Consider the following 18,326-nt stretch of genomic DNA (forward strand, 5'->3'; position numbering starts at 1 on the left):
CAAGCCACGGGAAGGCATAAAAAAACCTGCCCGAAGGCAGGTTTGCATCATCAACTTGAAAAGCGGAATCAGGCGGTACCGCAGAAGGTGACGTCGGGGAACTTGGCCTTGGCCTCGTCGAGGCTCTTGCCTTTGCCCTCTTCCTGCCAGTAGTTGATCACCTCAGTGGCCTGGTTGAGCACTTCAACCCGCTCGTTGTCGGTGATCCAGCTCTTGCCTTCCAGTTCGGTCTTCAGGCTTTCCCAGGCATCCTCACGGGGCCAGAAGAAGTAGGAAGTGAGGGGGCTGGGGCCACCGCCAACGATCTGATCAACCGCAAGGGCCACGTTGTCGGGAAGCCAGAGGATCTTCAGCAGGAAGCGGCCCTCATCGGCCTTGGGGGTGTAACCGGAAGGAACACCATCAGCATCGATGGTGGCCGTGGCCAGAGCCGCGGCGGCGCCCTTCAGCACAGGACGGCCTTCACCCTCGCTGGCTGCAGGCTTTTCAGTGGTTTCAGCTGCCTGGGTGGCGCCTTCAGCCGCGTCGGCGGACGGAGTCGCGACCTCCTGGTCGGTAGGGGCAGCGCCTTCGGTGACCGTCATGGTGTCAGCGCTCAAGACAGAAATACAAACAACTAACCTACCAGCCGCTCCCCATGAGACGTTCTGGGATCCCCAACCATCCTGCTGTTCGACATCGATGGTGTGATCCGCGATGTCGCGGGCAGCTATCGACGGGCCCTTCAATGCACTGTGCAGCACTACTGCGGTTGGCAGCCCAGCGCTGATGTGATCGATGCGTTGAAGGCTGAGGGAGCCTGGAACAACGACTGGGACGCCAGCCTTGAACTGCTGCGGCGTCATGGTGCTGAGCTGCCGGATCGCGCCGCGCTGATCGATGTGTTCAGCGGCTTCTACTTCGGCGGAGATCCGGATGGAGACCCCAGCCAATGGACGGGCTTCATCGGTGATGAGCCTCTTCTGGTGGACGCCAGCTTTTTCACCACACTGTCGAAGCGCAAGTTGCGCTGGGGATTTGTGAGTGGAGCTGAACCACCCTCAGCCCGCTTCGTACTTCAGCAGCGCCTGGGGCTCCAGGACCCGCCCCTGATCGCGATGGGGGATGCCCCCGACAAACCGGACCCGACAGGCTTAATCCGCCTGGCCAAAGCACTGGGGGCCAGTGCCGAGGGAGTTCAGGTGGCCTATCTCGGCGACACCGTGGCCGATGTGAACACCGTGATCCGGGCCCGGGAACGCTGGCCGGAACAACCATTCGTGAGCCTGGCGGTGGCACCGCCTCACCTGCAAACCCCAGAGCAGGCTGCGGCGCGCGACATCTATGAGCAACGGCTGCGGGAAGCGGGCGCCGATCAAGTGCTGACGACCACTGAAGCGGTCTTGCACTGGGAAGGAGCTGCGGGATAAGGGCAACTGCGGTCCGCGAAACTCCCCGCTGATCGAGGCGATCAGCGCTCCATCGCAGCAACGCTCTTGAGGGCGCCGGCAGTGAGCACCTCATGGCCGGTCTCGGTGACGGCAACGTCGTCTTCGATGCGGATGCCGATGCCTTTCCAGCGATCGTCAATCTCTGGCTGTCCTTCCGGCACGCTGAGGCGATCGCTGACATAAAGACCGGGCTCAACGGTGAGCACCATGCCTGGCTCCAGCGGCGCAGGTTGCTCACCGAGCCTGTAAGCCCCCACGTCATGCACATCCAGACCCAGCCAATGGCCGGTGCGGTGCATGTACAAGTGGCGGTAGTCGCCTCGCTCGATGATGCCGTCCACATCTCCGATCAGCAGGCCCAGGTCCACCAGGCCCTCCACCAGAATTCGCAGGGCGGTGTCGTGCACCGTCTCCGCCGTGCCGCCGGGAGCCACAAGGGCAACCGCAGCTTCCTGAGCCTCCAGCACCAGGCTGTAGAGCTCCCGCTGTTCCGCCGTGAAGCGGCCATTCACCGGGAAGGTACGGGTGATGTCGCCGTTGTAGTAATCCTCCAGCGAACAACCGGCATCGATCAGCAGCAGGTCGCCGTCCTGAAGCGGGGCCGTGTTGGCGGTGTAGTGCAGCACGCAGGCGTTATCACCGCCAGCAACAATGGATCCGTAGGCCGGACCGCGGGCCCCGTTGCTGCGGAAGTGGGCCTCCATCGCCGCCTGCACCTCGGCTTCGTTCATGCCCGGGCGGGTGATCGATCGGGCCAGCTCGTGGGCTTCTGAGGAGATGCGGCAGGCCTCCCGCAAACGCTCCAACTCATGGAGCTCCTTGCGCAGGCGCAGGCGATGCAGGATCGGTGTTGGTGCCACCAGGCCCAGGGCCGCCGTCCCCGTGCGGGCATAGGTGTCCAGTTGCCGCCCCCAGGCCGAAAGCACCATCGATTCCACCGACGTGTTTCGGCCCACCCGGAAGGCAATGGCTTCGGCACCGGCGAGGTACTCGGGCAGTTTTTCGCTCAACTGATCCAGCGGATGGGCCAGGTCCGCCCCATAGCGCTCCACCGCGCCTTCGGTGCCCCAGCGGAAGCCGGTCCACACCTCAGCCGCCGGGTCCTTGGGCTGCACAAACAGCACGTAGCGCTCGCCTTCCGGTCGATGCGGCAGCAGCAGAGCCACCGCATCCGGTTCATCAAAACCGGTGAGATAAAAGAAATCGCTGTCCTGCCGGAAGGGCCATTCGCAGTCGGCGTGATGGGTCGCCAATGCCGCGGCCGGAATCACCGCGGCGGCAGCGCCGAGTAGCTCCATGAACAGGGCGCGACGACGCGCGTGGATGCCGGAGTCGAAACCGTTCACAGCAGCAGAGCGTTCAGGGGAACAGGATGGCAGTTGGCAAGGCCGAACTGGTCATGGCCTCTACGATGCAAGGAGTGTCAGACGGCAATGAGCTCCGATCTCCTGGTGCTGTTGCTGCTGGTTCTGGTGGTGCTGCTGGGTTCGGCCCTCTGCTCCGGAGTGGAAGCCGCCCTGCTGACCGTGAGTCCGATCCGGGTGCACGAGCTGGCGGCCCGGGATCGCCCCGTGGCCGGGGCCCGGCGGCTTGCCCAGCTGCGCAAGCGGCTGGGACGCACCCTGTCGGCTCTGGTGATCGCCAACAACGGCTTCAATATTTTCGGCAGCCTGATGCTGGGCGGTTATGCCGCCTGGGTGTTCGAGCAGCGCAACGTCAGCGGTGCCGCCCTGCCGGTGTTCTCGGTGGTCCTCACTGTGCTGGTGATCCTGCTGGGGGAAATCCTGCCCAAGGCCCTCGGCAGCCGCCTGGCCCTGCCGGTGGCCCTGGCCAGCGCACCCTTGCTGCACTGGCTTGGCCTGGCCCTGCGGCCGCTGGTGCTGCTGCTGGAACGGATGCTGCCGGCGATCACCGCGGAAGCGGAACTCAGCACCAATGAAGAGGAGATCCGTCTGCTGGCTCGCCTGGGCTCTCAGAAAGGAGAGATCGAAGCCGATGAAGCCGCGATGATCGGCAAGGTGTTTCAGCTCAACGACCTCACCGCCCGCGACCTGATGACGCCGCGGGTGGCGGCACCCACCCTGGATGGGAGCCTCAGCATCGAAGCCCAGCGGGCCAAGCTGATGAGCACCAACGACCCCTGGTGGGTGGTGCTGGGCGATCAAGTGGACAAGGTGCTTGGCGTGGCCAGCCGCGAGCGGGTGCTCACCGCGCTGTTGGAGAACCGCGGCCTGCTCACACCCGTTGACCTCTGCGAACCGGTGGAATATGTGCCCGAGATGATCCGGGCCGATCGGCTGCTGACGGGCTTCCGGCGCGACAGCGGTGGCGTGCGCGTTGTGGTGGATGAATTCGGTGGCTTTGTGGGCGTAATCGGGGCCGAATCGGTGCTGGCCGTGCTGGCCGGCTGGTGGCGCAAGCCGGCAGCATGAGCGGGATGCAACCCACCCCGCCCCACACCGTTGAGCGCTGCCAGCTGCTGCTGGGGCAGTGGCGCAGTCAGCTTCAGCTGAGCCCACGGGATCAGGGACTGCTGGGGGGTGAATTGCAGCTGCTGGATCGTCAGCTGCAACGGCTGCAGCAACGGCGCCTGCGCATTGCTCTGTTTGGTCGGGTGGGGGTCGGCAAATCCAGCCTGATCAATGCCTTGATCCGCCGCCCACTGCTGGCAACGGATGTCGCCCACGGCAGCACCCGCCATCAGCAGGCGGTGGACTGGCCCGTGGAGATTGCCGGGCTGACCAGGGTGGAACTGGTGGACACCCCCGGCATTGATGAAATCGATGCCGCTGGGCGGGCGCGCTTGGCCTCCCGCGTGGCCATGGGGGCCGATCTGGTGCTGCTTGTGGTGGACAGCGACCTGACCCGGGCCGACCTGGCGGCTTTACAAACGCTGCTGGAGAGCGGCAAGCCCCTGCAGCTGGTGCTGAACCGGAGCGATCGCTGGCCAGAGCGGGAACATGCCGAACTGCTGCGCAGCATCCGCGCCCGGCTGCCGGTGGATCTGCCGATCACCGCGGCAGCGGCAGCGCCCCGCAGCCCCCAGATCCAGGCCGATGGGCGGGTGCAGAGCACGATCGCGACGCCGCAGGTGCAGGATCTGCAGAAGCAGCTCTGCCGGCAGCTGGAGAACGAAGGCACCCTGCTGTTGGCGATTCAGTCGCTGCGCCAGGCCGACCGCTTCCAGAGGGCCTGCCAAGAACTGCGGCTGCAACAGCACCGCCGCACGGCCCAGAGCCTGATCGGTCGTTATGCAGCCGCCAAAGCCACCGGCGTGGCCGTCAACCCTGTCATGGCATTGGACATGGCAGGAGGCATGGCCTGCGACACCGCACTGGTGCTGCAGCTCAGCCGTCTCTACAACCTGCCGATGACGCCAGCGGCGGCACGGCTGCTGCTCACCCGACTCTCCAGCCACAACGCCTTGTTGGGCGGGGTGCAGCTGGGGCTGGCGGCCCTCAAGCAGGCCCTGCTGCTGCTGGTGCCGGTGAGCGGCGGCGCCAGCATGGCCCCTGCAGCCCCGGTGGCCCTGGCCCAGGCCGCCCTGGCGGTGCATGCCAGCCGCCGAACGGGGCGTCTGGTGGCCCAGCAGTTGCTGCGACGGCGCGGGGGGCAACCCGGTGCGCTGTTGCGCCGCCTGGCCGAACGTGATCCCGTGGTGCACCACTGGCTGTTGCGCTGGCCCAAAGCCCTGGAGCAGGATCTGCAACCACTGCTGCCCTGAGATGACCGCTGCTGCCATCGCTTTGCTGGGCACCAGCGCCGATCCACCCACCCGCGGCCATCAGGTGCTGCTGGAGGGACTGTTGAACCGCTACGGCCAGGTGGCGACATGGGCCAGCGACAACCCCCTGAAACAGCACGATGCCCCCCTGGAGTTGCGAGCGATGCTGCTCGGCCAGCTGGTGCAGCAACTGCAGGATGAACGGCTGGAGCTGGCCCAGCATCTGAGCAGCCCTTACACCTTGATCACCTTGCAACGGGCCGCCCAGCATTGGCCTGATCGCAACCTTGTGTTTGTGGTGGGCAGCGATCTCGCCGGCCAGATTCCCCGCTGGAAACAGAGCGATTGCTGGCTGCCGCAGTGCCGCCTGGCCATTGCCCCCCGCAAGGGATGGCCCCTCGAGGAGGCGACGCTGCAGGCCCTGCGCGATCTGGGCGGACGGGTGGAGCTGCTGGATCTGGAGGTTCCCGCCACCGCCAGTTCGCAACTGCGCCAGCAACCGAATCAAGCTCAGATCCCTGAAGCGGTGTGGCCGCTGTTGCTCCAGCACAATCTTTATGGCCTTTCGGGGAGCCTCTGCTGATGCGCATCGCCCTGGCGCAACTCAACCCCGTGGTCGGCGACTTCGAGGGCAACGCGAAGCGGATTCTGGAGGCCGTGCGCAGGGCAGAAGAGCAGGCTGTTGAGCTGGTGCTCACCCCTGAACTCTCCCTCTGGGGGTATCCCCCCCGGGACCAGTTGCTCGAGCCCAGCCGCATCCAGCAACAGAACACGCTGCTGCAGTGGCTGGTGAACCAACTGCACAGCAGCGTCACCCTGTTGGTGGGAGCTGCGCTGCCCGCATCAGATGCCCGCAGTCCACGGCTGCACAACGGTGTGGTGCTGGTGAATCGCCTGGGCTGGCGGCCGATTGCCCAGAAACAGCTGCTGCCCAGTTACGACGTCTTTGATGAGCGGCGCTACTTCCGCCCGGGCCATGGGCCCTGCCTGCTCAGCCTGCCCAACGGGAAACGACTGGGCCTCACCATCTGCGAAGACCTCTGGGTGGATGACGGCCTGCAGCGCGAGCGCCTGGATGGACCGGATCCCATCGATCAACTGGTCCCCGAACAGCCGGATCTGGTGATCAATCTGGCGGCCTCCCCCTTCGATGCCGCCAAGCCAGCTTTACGCCAACAGCTGGCAGCGGCAGCGGCGCAACGCCTCAATTGCCCCCTGATCTACCTCAACCAAGTGGGGGGCAATGACGAGCTGGTCTTCGACGGGGCCAGTTTTGTGGTGGGAGCCGATGGCGCCGTGCAGATGGAGCTCCCCGTCTGCGAGGAGCATCTGGCGGTCTGGGACAGCGGCCATCCCACCCCTGTGCAGTCCCACGGCCAGATCCAACCCATGGATCCCCTGGAGCGGCTGTTCCGCGCCCTGGTGCTTGGGGTGCGTGACTACGCCCGAAAATGCGGGTTCAACAAGGCATTGCTGGGGTTGAGCGGCGGCATCGACTCAGCGCTGGTGGCCGTGATCGCCTCCGCAGCCCTTGGGAATGAGGCGGTCTCAGCGCTGTTGATGCCCTCCCCCTGGAGCTCGTCTGGATCCATCGACGATGCCTTGGCTTTGGCCGAACGGTTGGGACTGCAGACCAACACAGTGCCCATCGCCGGCCTGATGGAGGGCTACGACCAGGCCCTGACCGCACCGCTGGGGGCAACGCCCCAGGGCGTGACGGCGGAAAATCTGCAATCACGCATTCGCGGCACCCTGCTGATGGCCGTGGCCAACCAGCAGGGCCAACTGCTGCTCACCACCGGCAACAAATCCGAGCTGGCCGTGGGGTACTGCACCCTCTACGGCGACATGAACGGCGGGCTTGCGGTGATTGGCGATCTCTACAAAACCAGCGTGTTTGCCCTGTGCGACTGGCTCGACAGCGACGCAGCCCGGGGCTGCCGCCAGGCGCTGGGACTCCCGACCCAGGGGGAGCTGGTGGGGGAGGCGATTCGACGCAAACCCCCGAGCGCCGAGCTCAGGCCCAACCAGAAAGACAGCGACTCCCTGCCCGACTACGACGCCCTGGACGCCCTGCTCAAAGCGCTGATCCAGGAGCGCCAGTCTGGACCAACCCTGGTGGCGGCCGGCCATGATCCCGCCCTTGTTCAACGGGTGGAACGGTTGCTGAAACGGGCCGAGTTCAAGCGACGCCAGGCGGCACCATTGCTCAAGGTGAGCCCCCAGGCCTTCGGCAGCGGCTGGCGGTTGCCCATTGCAGCGGCCTAAAGCCATCCCACCCTTGAGATGTGGCGGGTTGCGCGCAGCGGAGCCAGATTGAAGGGATCTCCTTGAAGCCGCCATGGCCGCCTCCGTTCTCTCGGCCCCGATGGCCAGCATCGGTGTGCCGAAGGAGATCAAGCTCGATGAGCAGCGCGTGGCGCTGACTCCCGATGCGGTGCGGGAACTGGTGAGCCAAGGCTTGGAGGTGCGCATCGAAACCGGAGCCGGGGCTGGAGCGGGAATCGGTGACAACGCCTTCGCCGCCGCCGGTGCCCAAATGGTGAGCCGCGACGAGGCCTGGGGCGCCCATTTGGTGGTGAAGGTGAAGGAACCGCAGGCGGAGGAATTTGCCTACCTGCGGAAGGACATGGTGCTGTTCACCTACCTGCACCTGGCCGCCTATCCCAGCGTTGGCGAGGCCCTGCTGGAGGCAGGCACAGCTGCCATCGCCTACGAAACCGTGCAGCTGGAGAACGGCAGCCTGCCGTTGCTGGCACCGATGAGCGAGATCGCGGGGCGCTTGGCGGCCCAGGTGGGAGCTCACCTGCTGGAGAAACCCCACGGCGGCCGCGGCGTGCTGATGGGGGGCTGCACCGGCGTGCAGCCGGCCCGGGTGGTGGTGCTTGGCGCCGGCACCGTGGGATGGAATGCCGCACGAACGGCCGCCGCCATGGATGCGGAGGTTTTGCTGCTCGACCGCTCACCCCAGCGGTTGCGCAGCCTGGAGGCCGACCGGCGCGGTCGCTTGATGAGTGTGGTGAGCAGCCGCGGGCTTCTGGAACGGTTGGTGCCAACGGCGGATCTGGTGATCGGAGCCGTGCTTACCCCCGGTGGGCGCGCCCCCACCCTGGTGGACGTGCAGATGGTGAAGCAGATGCGGCCCGGTTCGGTGATCGTGGATGTGGCCATCGACCAAGGCGGCTGCATCGCCACCAGCCAGGAGACAACCCACCGCGATCCCACCGTGACCATCCACGGCGTGCAGCACTACGCCGTGGGCAACATGCCTGGTGCGGTGCCGTTCACCTCCACCGAAGCCCTGGTGAGCGTGACCCTCCCGTACATCCTGGGCATCGCCGGGCGGGGCCTGGAGGAAGCGGTGACGGAACGACCGGAACTCATCTCCGGCCTGAACACGGTGCAGGGATCGGTCTGCCACCCCGGCGTGGCCAAAGCACTTGGGGTGCCGCCGCGGCATCCGATGGCCTGCCTGCGTTAGCCCTCCAAGTGGAGTGCACCCACATAAAGCCAAGGACCATCCTTCGCGCCGTCGCGCCGCTGAAACAGGGAGGTTTCCTTCAGCACCCCACCGCGGTAACGGGCTTCAAACCGCACCGTTCCCTCCAGATCCCGCGGGCCGCCGGCGCTGACCTCAAGCACCTTCAGGCCGAGCCAACGGGTCTGCCGGCAACTCCGCTCCAGGGAACGCCGCCGCTGCTGTGCTGGAACATCCGGCTCGGGATGGGTAGCGAGCAGATAGTCGATCTCGCCGCGCGCAAACGCTGAATATCTGGATCGCATCAACTGTTCAGCCGTTTCGGCACGCTGATCGCCGCGATGCAAGGGCCCGCAGCAGCTGCGATAAACACCACCCCCACAGGGGCAAGAGCTCTGATCGGAGGCTCCGCCGAAACCGCCAGGCATCAATCCAACCGTTGCAGTGCTGGCAGTGGCCGGCCCAGGGACGCCGGACTCAAGCCCTCCCGCAGCGCCAGCACCAACCCTGCTGCCTCGCTGTAACTGCTTGCATGGAGAACGCCCTGGCTCAAGCCAAGGGCATCGGCCGTGACCGACAGCACCGCGGGGTTCTCCACTGTGATCAGCGGAACATTCCGTTCCAGACAAGCCAGCACCGCTTCACCCCCCAGGGCGCCTGCGGGCACCACAACCGCCCCCAATTGCGTCGCATCAAGATCGCCAGGCTGCCGGGGGGCGCTCACCAGATCCGGTGCCCGGCTCAGCCCCACCAGCACGCAGGCCAGGAAGGTGTAGCCGAGCTCCTCACCCGCCGCCCTTGGATCCAGCTGCGGATCCAGGGGCAAGGGGTCCAAGGCCGGAGCGTGGGCACAGGGGATCTGCAAGTGCTGCACCAGCAGGTGGCTGATCACCGCTTCAGCACCGGCCAGAGCATCCACGCCACTGCCCTGTCGATACGCCGCCAACGCGTCACTCTCCGGATCCTCCGGGAAGCGGGCCACCACTGCAATCGCCGTCGCCCCGGCCTGCTTCAAGCGTTCACCGGCTCGCAACAAGGCATCAGGACGCCCCAATCGCCCCCAGCTGGCGCCACTGGCACCACACTCAAGCGTCACCTCAAGCGGCGCATCCGTCGAAACCACCGGACCGATCTCCAAACCCAGGCTGGCCCGGCAGCCCTCAGCCACCTGAATCTGGCGCTGGGCCAGCTCGGGCTCGATGCCGGCATCCAGCAGCAAGCCGATCCGCTGCCTTCGCACCGGCCGCAGGGCCCAGTCACCCACGGCAAACCGATCGAGGCAATAGCCCTCCACATAGAGCACGCGGGAATCGCTCCAATACAGCGAAGCCCCGTTCATCACATTGGGATGGGTGATCAGGCAGCCGCTCGCTGCAGCCAGCAAGCGTGCAGACGGCAGGGCGTCACCGGCGTAGCCACCGATGTCACAACCGATGCCTGTGGGCACCAGCATCAGCGTTGGCATCGGTGCCGAGCTCACGCGCTGATCACTGCCTCCACTTGAAGGGTGCGAGCACCATCGGCACTGGAGTGCACTGCGGTAAGAGCCCACCGCAGCAGATCACCCTCCTGAGCCAACTGCTGACGGATCCAGCTGCGCAGCTCAACCAATGGCACATCAGCGGGCCAAGGAAACTGGCGTTGCAGGCTGTGGAGCCTCACTTCTGGTATTGACCGAACTGGGCTTCGTACAGCGCATCCTCTTGCCCCGCCTTGAGGGTGAGATCAGCCTGCGGGAAAGCTACACAGAGCAGGCTGTAGCCCTGCTGCTGAAGCTCACCCTTCACGCCCATGGCATCGGGCTGCTCAACACTGCCCTCGCTGATCACCGCAGCACAAGTGGTGCACACCCCGGAGCAGCAGGAGCTGGGGAGGGTGATGCCAGCGGCCTCAGCAGCATTCAGCACCGTCTGGTCAGCGCGGCAGGGAAAGCTGTGGGTTTCGCCTTCGAACTCGGCGCGGACGGTGTAAGTGGCCACGTCGGACATGCCGGGCTCAACAAGGAAGACGCAGCATTCTCTCAGGCAATGGGCTCGTCCAGCGAGTCCCAGTGGCTGGGGTGGGGCGCCAGATATTCCGGCGAACCACCCTGCACGGGTGCTGTCAGCACGAAATCAAAACTGATGGAACAGCGCAGCTCGTCTCGGGCGTCGTTGGGCAGAACGCTGTGGTGCAGGCTCGACGGAAACAGCACCAGTAAACCGGGGCGTGGGGCCAGATCCCAGTGGGCCTGATTGAACGGGTGGCCTTCAGCAATCGGGCCGCCGTAACCCACCGCCAAACCCGCCACCAACTCATTGGGTTGATCGGACGCATGCAGCCGCAACATGCCTTCTTCTCCCGAGCCGTTACCCGTGAGGTACAGAACAGCACTGAGATGGGCATTGGGGTGATGGTGGCGGCCAACCGCTTGATCCCAATCACTGATGACCGGCCAGCAACGCTGCAGATGCAGGGCCACTTGGCTTCGCTCAAACCCAAGCGAATCGAGATAGCACCAGGCCTGCTGAACCACCAACTGAGCCAAGGCCTGAAAGGGCTGCTGTTGATGCAGCTGCCACACCCCATGCAGGTCCCCCGTCCAGGCGCAGCCTTCATTGGGGTTGCCCTCTGCCTCGCCGCGAAGCTCCAGCAGAGCCTGCATGCAGGACGCCTGCTGCAGAGGGTCGAGAGGAAGTTGCGTCGTTGCCACGACGGTGGGGAAGAGCTGATGAAGCTGAAGCACGCCCACACCCTCAAACCGCTCCGCTTCACCGTAAACACAGCACAAAAAAGCCGGCCCCGAAGGACCGGCTGTCTATGACTCGATCGACCGAAAAGATCAACCGAAATGGTTAGCCAACAGCGGCCGCACCGCCTGCAACTTCCAGGATCTCCTGGGTAATCGCAGCCTGACGGGCCTTGTTGTAGTCAAGGGTGAGGCTCTTGGCCAATTCCTTAGCGTTGTCGCTGGCGTTGTTCATGGCCGTCATCCGGCTGGCCAGCTCGGAGGCTGCCGATTCCTGCAGGGAACGCAGCATCTGGTTCTGCAGATACAGCGGAAGCAGTGCATTCAGCAACTGTTCAGGGGTCTGCTCAAACACGATGTCCGAAGGAATCTTCGGCTCGGTGTTAGCAGGGCCTGCACCAGGCTCCACCGTCAGAAGGCCGTCCTTGGTGGTGAGACGGAAGATCTCATCCTCGGGATCAGCGATGTCCTGAGGATCCAAGGGCAGAAGGGTCTGAACCACGGGCTTGCAGCTCACCAGGTTGATGAACTTGGTGAAGATCAGCTCAACGCGGTCGGTGCTTTCGGCCAGGAACTCAGCCAGCAGATCCGTGGAGATCGTGTTGGCCTCATCGGCGGTGGGCACCTGTTCCAGACCGGAGAAGGTGGCCTGGATCGGGTAGTCCCGACGGGTGAAGTAGCCGATGGCTTTGGTGCCGATCAGCAGCAGCTTCACGTCGAAACCCTTTCCCTTCAGCTCAGCAAAACGCTGTTCCGTGCGCTTGATGATGTTGGCGTTGTAGCCACCACACAGGCCGCGATCGCCGGTGACCGCCACCAGGGTGATGGTCTCCACATTGCGCTGCTGCATCAGGGGAGATGCCGCATCTTCGAAACCCATGCGGGACTGGAGGTTTTCCAGGATCCGGGCCAGCCGATCCGCGAAGGGACGGCTGCGGAGCACTTGCTCCTGGGCGCGGCGCACCTTGGCCGCAGCCACCAGGCGCATGGCCTCGGTGATCTTGCGGGTGTTTTTGACCGACTTAATTCGGTCTCGGATTTCCTTGAGATTCGCCATGTCGGCAGCTCCTTCAGGCCGCGGAGGCGACCATGGTGGACACGACTTCGGTGATGGCGTCCTTAAGGATCGCCTCAGCCTCAGGGCTCATCACTTTCTTCTCCTGGATTTCGGTGATGAACTCAGCCTTGTTGGACTTGAGGTACTCACGCAGTTCGCGGGAGAAATCAACAACCTTGTCGACGGGGACGTCGTCGATCAGGCCCTTCACACCGGCGTAAACGATGGCGACCTGCTCAGCCAGGATCAGGGGGCTGAACTGAGGCTGCTTGAGAAGTTCACGCAGACGCTTGCCGCGCTCCAGCTGCTGCTGGGTGGAAGCATCCAGGTCAGAAGCGAACTGGGAGAAGGCGGCCAGCTCGTCGAACTGGGCCAGCTCCAGCTTGAGGGTGCCGGCAATCTTCTTGATGGCCTTGGTCTGGGCAGCACCGCCCACCCGGCTCACGGAGATACCCACGTTGATCGCAGGACGCAGACCGGAGTTGAACAGGTCAGAGCTGAGGAAGATCTGACCATCCGTGATCGAAATCACGTTGGTGGGGATGTAGGCCGAAACGTCACCGGCCTGGGTCTCAATGATCGGCAGGGCGGTCATGGAACCCTTGCCCATGGCGTCAGACAACTTGGCTGCACGCTCGAGCAGACGGCTATGGCAGTAGAAGACGTCGCCGGGGTAAGCCTCACGACCGGGCGGACGACGCAGCAGGAGCGACATCTGGCGGTAGGCAGCAGCCTGCTTGGAGAGATCGTCGTAGATCACCAGGGTGGCCTTGCCCTTGTACATGAAGTACTCGGCAATGGAGGCGCCGGTGTAAGGAGCCAGGTACTGCAGCGCAGCGGGCTCGGAAGCGTTGGCCGCCACGATCACGGTGTAGTCGAGGGCGCCGCGCTCACGCAGCACTTCAACGACGTTGGCCACAGAAGCAGCCTTCTGACCCACGGCGACGTAGACGCAGATCATGTCCTGATCCGCCTGGTTCAGGATCGTGTCGATCGCGATGGCGGTCTTGCCGGTCTGGCGGTCACCAATGATCAGCTCGCGCTGGCCACGGCCGACGGGGATCATCGCGTCGATGGCGGTGATGCCGGTCTGCATCGGCTCATGCACCGACTTGCGCTGAATGATGCCGGGCGCCATGGATTCGATCAGGCGCGTCTCGCTGGTGGCGATTTCACCCTTGCCGTCGATGGCACGGCCCAGGGAGTTCACCACCCGGCCCAGCATGGCTTCACCCACGGGCACAGCAGCAATCTTGCCGGTGGCCTTCACCGTGCTGCCTTCCTGGATGCCGTATCCCTCACCCATGAGCACCGCTCCGACGTTGTCGTCTTCGAGGTTCAGGGCGATGCCTTCGGTGCCGTCCTCGAATTCGAGGAGCTCACCGGCCATGGCTTGCTGCAGGCCGTAAACGCGGGCGATGCCGTCGCCCACGGTGAGAACGGTGCCGACATTGCTGACGGAAACCGACTTGTCGTAGTCCTCAATTTGCTGCTTGAGGATGGCGCTGATCTCGTCGGGACGGATGGAAACCATGGCGTGTGATCCCAGCTGGGAGTGGGGGGGGGGAAGAAGCGGTGGAGGAAGAAGTGAGGTCAGCTCGCCTTGGCGAGTGCCAGACCGAGGCGACGAACCTGGCCAGACAAGCTGGCGTCGATCACCTGAGATCCGAGACTCACGACGAAACCGCCGATTAGGGACGGATCCACACTGAGGTCGATGTCGACCTTGTTGGTGCCGGCCATGGCCTGCACCTTCTTGGAGAGGGCCGCTTGCTGCTCTTCGCTGAGAGCCTGGGCTGAGCGGACCTGAGCCAGGGTGATGCCCTGCTGCTCGCGATAGAGCTCGAGGTAGCGGAGCATCACCGCATCGAAGGCAAGGAGTCGCTGCCGATCCGCCAAGACCTTGAGAAGGTTGAGAACGGACGGCGTGACCTGCTCACCCACGAGGGCCTTGAGGGCCTGCTTTTTGGCATCCGGCTCAAGAACCGGAGACACCATGGCGTCGCGGAAGTCTTCGGAATCGTTCCAGATCGCAAGCAGTTGCTTGCATTGATCAGCAACGGTTTCAGACTCACCTCGAGCTTCGGTGACCTGAAGCAATGCTTCGGCGTAGGGGGTGGCCAGAGAGTTGAGGAGAGGCATCAGGCGTTCTCCAGATTTTTGATGGTGGAATCGATCAACTTGGCCTGAGCACTGGCGTCGAGACGACCCGGAAGCTGGGCAAGAACATTGTCGATTGCCGCCAGAGCAGCTTCACGACGGAGGCTGTCCTTGATCCGGGCAGCATCGGCCTCGGCATCAGCATCGGCACCGGCCTTGACGGCAGCCATCGCAGAGATGGTGCGCTTCTCGCCTTCGGCACGGATGCCTGCGGCGCGGGCCTGACCATCAGCACGAATCTTCTCGGCTTTCTGCTGGGCAGCAGCCAACTCGGACTGAGCCTGGCTCAGGTTTTCGGTGGCGGTCTTCAGGCGGGACTCTGCGTCCTGCAGGTCCTGAAGGATGGCGGCGCGGCGGCGTTCCAGGATTCCTCCCAGGAAACCGCGCAGGAACCAAACCAGGAGACTGATCACAATGACCAGGTTGACCAGATTGGTTTCGAGCGGATTGAAATTGAGAGACATCACGCGGCCAGCAAACGGTTGATGATCGTGGTGCTCAGCTGATCCACCTGGCCCTTGAGTTGGGTTCGGGCGGACTCACGCTCGGCCTCGATGGCACGACGGCTTTCCTCTTTGGTGCGGTTGGCTTCAGCTTCCGCCTGGGCCAGTGCTTCGCGGTAAAGCCGGTCAACTTCTTGTTCCGCCTCAACGATCACGGCCTGAGCGGCCTGGCGGGCACCTTTCAGCTGTTCAGCCAGATCAGCCTCCAGGCGTTCAACCTGAGCAAGCTTCTGCTTGGCATCAGCGCGACTGGTGGAGATGTAGCCCTCACGATCTTCCACGACCTTGCCGACCGGACGGAAGAAGAGGACATTGAGAAGGAAGGTGAGGAGAACCACCTGAACCGCCATCAGCGGAAGGGTGGCATCGAGGTCAAAAAGACCTCCCTCCGGAACACCTGCTTCAGCGAGCAGAAGCCAGGTCATGGAAAGGTGCGCTGGGAAGGAATCGAAACAAGAAGTTCAGGAGGGGGATCAGCGATCCCCCTGCACTGATCAGCCGGCGAAGGGGTTGGCGAACAGAAGCACCAGAGCCACCACCAGGCCGTAGATGGTCAGCGATTCCATGAATGCCAGGGACAGCAGCAGGGTGCCGCGGATCTTGCCTTCGGCTTCGGGCTGACGGGCGATGCCCTCAACAGCGCCGCCGGACGCGGTGCCCTGACCGATACCAGGGCCGATGGCGGCGAGGCCGACTGCCAGGCCAGCAGCCACAACGGAAGCGGCGGAGGTGATGGAATCCATGTTGGGTGGTGTAAGGGGAAGCGCTGGGGAGCGCTGTACGGAATGGACTTGGGGATCGGTTCCCCCCGCGCAGGGACATTCCCGAAGGAACGGGCCCGGGTGCAACGCCGGACCTGCGCGCGGATGTGTTTAGCAGATCGCCGTTCTCAGGCGATAGAGGGGGTCGGTTTTTAGTGGGCCTCGTGGAGGCCTTCACCGATGTAGAAGGACGCCAGGGTCGCGAAGATCAGAGCCTGAATGGCACTGGTGAACAGACCCAGAAGCATCACAGGCAGGGGCACGATCAACGGAACCAGGTAAACCAGCACGCCCACAGCCAATTCGTCGGCAAGGATGTTTCCGAACAGACGGAAGGAGAGGGAGAGAGGCTTGGTGAATTCCTCGATGATCTTGAACGGGAGCATGATCGGGGTCGGCTCCACGTACAGCTCGAAGAAGCGCAGACCTTTACGGCTCAGGCCGGCGTAGAAGTACGCCAGTGACACCAGCAGAGCCATCGCCACGGTGGTGTTGATGTCTGCGGTGGGAGCGCCGAGCTCACCCTCAGGGAGTTCGAAGATCTTCCAGGGGATCAGGGCTCCGCCCCAGTTGCTCACGAAGATGAACAAGAAGAGGGTGCCAATGAACGGCAGCCAGTCGCGGTAGTACTTCTCGCCGATGTTGTCGCGGGCGATATCGCGGATGAAATTCCAGAGGAATTCGAGCAGGTTCTGCAGACCGATCGGGTCACGCTTCATCCCGCGGGTGCCGACAAGCACCACAGCCAGGAGAATTCCGATCAGGATCCAGGAGCTCAGGAACACCTGACCGTGCAGATACAGATCGCCGATCTGCCAGTACAGGTGGTGACCCACTTCCAGTTCAGCGAACGGGAGTGGTAAGGGCAACAAAGCCATGGGTGCAGAGAAAAGTGCTCAGACTCAGCGGTCGTCGAAGACGTGCTGAAGAATCAGGGCGGGCTTGTAGAGAAGGAATCCCAGGAAGGCCGGCAGCAGATCGAGCTGAGGCAGCTTGGCCGAACCAACCACAAGCAGTGTTGGAACGATGAGCTGAAAACGCCCCAGTCCACGGGACTGGTCACTGAGCCGGGCCACACTGCGAGCCAACAAGCGCACGTACAGAAGTCCGGCGCAGGAGCCCACAAAAACACTGCCGGCCACCGAGAAATTCATGGTGAGAGCCACGATCGGAACCGTGACGAGTGACACCAGAACGGTGGCCAACAGCAGGCGACGTTGAAGACGGTAAAAATCCTCCAAGCGCTGCCTGAAATGGCGCGCGGAATCTATCACGCGCTCGCTGCTGTTATTCCTGCAACAGCAGCAGCTGGCGATCCACAAGATCGCGGATCTGATCCGGAGACGCAAGGGCCCCCAGCGTCTGTTCCGGCTGCTCAGCGACAGTCCGCAGCAGGGAGCGGTCGGCATCCGTGAGCTGAATGGGCTCCATGTTGCGACCAAGAATCGGATCGGGTTCTCCCCAGAGGCAGGGCTGAACCAAACCCCTGGCGAGGCCCAGGGCCTCATCACTCCAGCAAGCTCGCTCCACTGGTGCCGCAGAGAGAAAGAACTCGAAGTGGCTGATGTCGGGATCCAGCTGCTCCACAAGCTCCCACTGCTGACGCGGTGGCAAGGCCTGGGCTCGCTCCAGCAGTTCTCCCTGCAGAAGGCGGGATGGATCCCAAACCTCCGGATTGGAGAAGCCGGCGAAATGCAGACCCGCCGTTTCGATGAATGCGAAAAGGCGCTCGAGGTCGTAACTGGTTTCCTGCGGGTGCAGGTACATGTCCGCGAAATTCGCGTCAGGTGCGCAGTCCACGGCCCAACGTTCCCGGTGATGACGGGCAAGGCGGTTGCCCTCGGGCAGGGTCTCGAACAGCTCCCGCCCCAAACGCAGGCCCTCCGAGCCTGTGCCGGCATTCAGAAGACTCAGCGCTTTCTGGGTGCGATGGATCTCCCAGCGACCGGCATCGGCGTACAGAAAGAGATGCAGCAGACCCGACGGAGCCAGGCGATCCGCCAAAGAGCGCAACCCCGCCTCCGGCTGATCCAGGTGATGCAACACCCCCACCGAATTGATGTAGTCGAAGGCCCCTTCGTCGGCCAGATCAAGAAGACTGCGCTGCTCCTGACGAAGGGAGGTCACTTGCTCAGGCGCCCCGGAGCGCTGGCAGCGTTCCCGCGCCACCGCCAGAGCCCCATCACTGATGTCCACCCCGAGCACGTCAGCACCCGGATTGAGATGGCAGAGGTAATCGGTGCTCACCCCGGTTCCGCAACCGGCATCGAGGATCCGCGGCGCCTCCATCCCTGCAGGGATCGAGCCGTGCACAGCGGCCAGAACGCTGCGATGACACCAACGCCAGTTGTATCCAGGTGGCGGGCCGTCCTGCAGTGGATCCCCCGGGAAGGGGAAGCGGTCATAAAACGCACTCACCACGGGAGTCGCAGCATCACTGGGCTTGGGGTGGGTCATGCAGCGCTGATTTCGCGCCTGCGAGCTT

22 protein-coding genes are annotated in these 18,326 nt (G+C 63.9%); 6 read left to right on the forward strand and 16 right to left on the reverse strand.

Annotation, left to right across the window (positions count from 1 at the left end; genetic code table 11):
* Window positions 1-68: 68 nt before the first annotated feature.
* Complete coding sequence (locus tag SynRS9907_RS11120) at window positions 69-584, reverse strand: 30S ribosomal protein PSRP-3 (protein WP_115010092.1); 516 nt, start codon at window positions 582-584, stop codon at window positions 69-71.
* A gap of 102 nt (window positions 585-686) precedes the next feature.
* On the opposite strand from SynRS9907_RS11120, the gene SynRS9907_RS11125 reads away from it, so the two are divergent.
* Window positions 687-1,409 carry a TIGR01548 family HAD-type hydrolase gene (locus tag SynRS9907_RS11125; protein ID WP_255445896.1) on the forward strand — a complete coding sequence of 241 codons (723 nt, stop codon included), beginning with the start codon at window positions 687-689 and terminating at the stop codon, window positions 1,407-1,409.
* A gap of 41 nt (window positions 1,410-1,450) precedes the next feature.
* Here SynRS9907_RS11125 and SynRS9907_RS11130 read toward each other — a convergent pair whose 3' ends face one another.
* Window positions 1,451-2,776 carry an aminopeptidase P N-terminal domain-containing protein gene (locus tag SynRS9907_RS11130; RefSeq protein ID WP_188021037.1) on the reverse strand — a complete coding sequence of 442 codons (1,326 nt, stop codon included), beginning with the start codon at window positions 2,774-2,776 and terminating at the stop codon, window positions 1,451-1,453.
* 87 nt (window positions 2,777-2,863) lie between these two features.
* On the opposite strand from SynRS9907_RS11130, the gene SynRS9907_RS11135 reads away from it, so the two are divergent.
* The 5 genes from SynRS9907_RS11135 to ald all read left to right on the forward strand — a co-directional run bounded on the left by SynRS9907_RS11135 (window position 2,864) and on the right by ald (window position 8,635).
* Window positions 2,864-3,862: a CNNM domain-containing protein gene (locus tag SynRS9907_RS11135; protein ID WP_188021038.1), complete on the forward strand. Its 999-nt coding sequence runs from the start codon at window positions 2,864-2,866 to the stop codon at window positions 3,860-3,862.
* Entirely contained in the window at window positions 3,859-5,154 is a 1,296-nt protein-coding gene (locus tag SynRS9907_RS11140; protein ID WP_188022458.1) for a GTP-binding protein, read from the forward strand. The genes SynRS9907_RS11135 and SynRS9907_RS11140 overlap by 4 nt, the downstream gene beginning before the upstream one ends.
* Window position 5,155: 1 nt before the next feature.
* Window positions 5,156-5,737, forward strand: coding sequence for a nicotinate-nucleotide adenylyltransferase (locus SynRS9907_RS11145; protein ID WP_188021039.1), 582 nt, complete (start codon window positions 5,156-5,158; stop codon window positions 5,735-5,737).
* A complete protein-coding gene (locus SynRS9907_RS11150; RefSeq protein WP_188021040.1) occupies window positions 5,737-7,422 on the forward strand; it encodes an NAD+ synthase in 1,686 nt (561 codons plus the stop codon). Before SynRS9907_RS11145 ends, SynRS9907_RS11150 begins: the two co-directional genes overlap by 1 nt.
* A 73-nt stretch (window positions 7,423-7,495) precedes the next feature.
* Window positions 7,496-8,635, forward strand: coding sequence for an alanine dehydrogenase (gene ald, locus SynRS9907_RS11155; protein ID WP_188021041.1), 1,140 nt, complete (start codon window positions 7,496-7,498; stop codon window positions 8,633-8,635).
* On the opposite strand, the gene SynRS9907_RS11160 is transcribed toward ald, so the two are convergent.
* The 14 genes from SynRS9907_RS11160 to SynRS9907_RS11225 form a co-directional block, all read right to left on the reverse strand.
* Complete coding sequence (locus SynRS9907_RS11160) at window positions 8,632-9,060, reverse strand: YchJ family protein (protein WP_188021042.1); 429 nt, start codon at window positions 9,058-9,060, stop codon at window positions 8,632-8,634. The genes ald and SynRS9907_RS11160 overlap by 4 nt on opposite strands.
* Complete coding sequence (locus tag SynRS9907_RS11165) at window positions 9,060-10,085, reverse strand: DUF3326 domain-containing protein (protein ID WP_255445897.1); 1,026 nt, start codon at window positions 10,083-10,085, stop codon at window positions 9,060-9,062. The genes SynRS9907_RS11160 and SynRS9907_RS11165 overlap by 1 nt, the downstream gene beginning before the upstream one ends.
* A gap of 23 nt (window positions 10,086-10,108) precedes the next feature.
* A complete protein-coding gene (locus SynRS9907_RS11170; protein WP_255441771.1) occupies window positions 10,109-10,249 on the reverse strand; it encodes a hypothetical protein in 141 nt (46 codons plus the stop codon).
* Window positions 10,250-10,290: 41 nt separating this feature from the next.
* Complete coding sequence (locus tag SynRS9907_RS11175; RefSeq protein ID WP_188021044.1) at window positions 10,291-10,620, reverse strand: 2Fe-2S iron-sulfur cluster-binding protein; 330 nt, start codon at window positions 10,618-10,620, stop codon at window positions 10,291-10,293.
* A 32-nt stretch (window positions 10,621-10,652) separates the two neighbouring features.
* Complete coding sequence (locus SynRS9907_RS11180; RefSeq protein WP_188021045.1) at window positions 10,653-11,363, reverse strand: TIGR02466 family protein; 711 nt, start codon at window positions 11,361-11,363, stop codon at window positions 10,653-10,655.
* Window positions 11,364-11,466: 103 nt separating this feature from the next.
* Window positions 11,467-12,417, reverse strand: coding sequence for a F0F1 ATP synthase subunit gamma (locus SynRS9907_RS11185; RefSeq protein WP_114989503.1), 951 nt, complete (start codon window positions 12,415-12,417; stop codon window positions 11,467-11,469).
* Between the two features lie 13 nt (window positions 12,418-12,430).
* Window positions 12,431-13,951, reverse strand: a complete 1,521-nt coding sequence (gene atpA / locus SynRS9907_RS11190; RefSeq protein ID WP_114989504.1) for a F0F1 ATP synthase subunit alpha — start codon at window positions 13,949-13,951, stop codon at window positions 12,431-12,433.
* Between the two features lie 59 nt (window positions 13,952-14,010).
* A complete protein-coding gene (gene atpH, locus SynRS9907_RS11195) occupies window positions 14,011-14,559 on the reverse strand; it encodes an ATP synthase F1 subunit delta (protein ID WP_115010103.1) in 549 nt (182 codons plus the stop codon).
* Window positions 14,559-15,041: a F0F1 ATP synthase subunit B gene (locus SynRS9907_RS11200; RefSeq protein ID WP_114989506.1), complete on the reverse strand. Its 483-nt coding sequence runs from the start codon at window positions 15,039-15,041 to the stop codon at window positions 14,559-14,561. Before SynRS9907_RS11200 ends, atpH begins: the two co-directional genes overlap by 1 nt.
* Window positions 15,041-15,505: a F0F1 ATP synthase subunit B' gene (locus SynRS9907_RS11205; RefSeq protein WP_006851720.1), complete on the reverse strand. Its 465-nt coding sequence runs from the start codon at window positions 15,503-15,505 to the stop codon at window positions 15,041-15,043. The genes SynRS9907_RS11200 and SynRS9907_RS11205 overlap by 1 nt, the downstream gene beginning before the upstream one ends.
* A gap of 69 nt (window positions 15,506-15,574) precedes the next feature.
* On the reverse strand, window positions 15,575-15,823 hold the full coding sequence (gene atpE, locus SynRS9907_RS11210; protein ID WP_006851467.1) for an ATP synthase F0 subunit C: 249 nt from the start codon (window positions 15,821-15,823) through the stop codon (window positions 15,575-15,577).
* Between the two features lie 170 nt (window positions 15,824-15,993).
* Window positions 15,994-16,719, reverse strand: coding sequence for a F0F1 ATP synthase subunit A (gene atpB / locus SynRS9907_RS11215; protein WP_006852023.1), 726 nt, complete (start codon window positions 16,717-16,719; stop codon window positions 15,994-15,996).
* 24 nt (window positions 16,720-16,743) lie between these two features.
* Window positions 16,744-17,082, reverse strand: a complete 339-nt coding sequence (locus SynRS9907_RS11220; RefSeq protein ID WP_188021046.1) for a hypothetical protein — start codon at window positions 17,080-17,082, stop codon at window positions 16,744-16,746.
* 46 nt (window positions 17,083-17,128) lie between these two features.
* Window positions 17,129-18,298 carry a bifunctional 2-polyprenyl-6-hydroxyphenol methylase/3-demethylubiquinol 3-O-methyltransferase UbiG gene (locus SynRS9907_RS11225; protein WP_188022459.1) on the reverse strand — a complete coding sequence of 390 codons (1,170 nt, stop codon included), beginning with the start codon at window positions 18,296-18,298 and terminating at the stop codon, window positions 17,129-17,131.
* Window positions 18,299-18,326 lie beyond the last annotated feature (28 nt).

It is taken from the genome of Synechococcus sp. RS9907 (genome assembly GCF_014279615.1).
GTDB lineage: Bacteria > Cyanobacteriota > Cyanobacteriia > PCC-6307 > Cyanobiaceae > Parasynechococcus.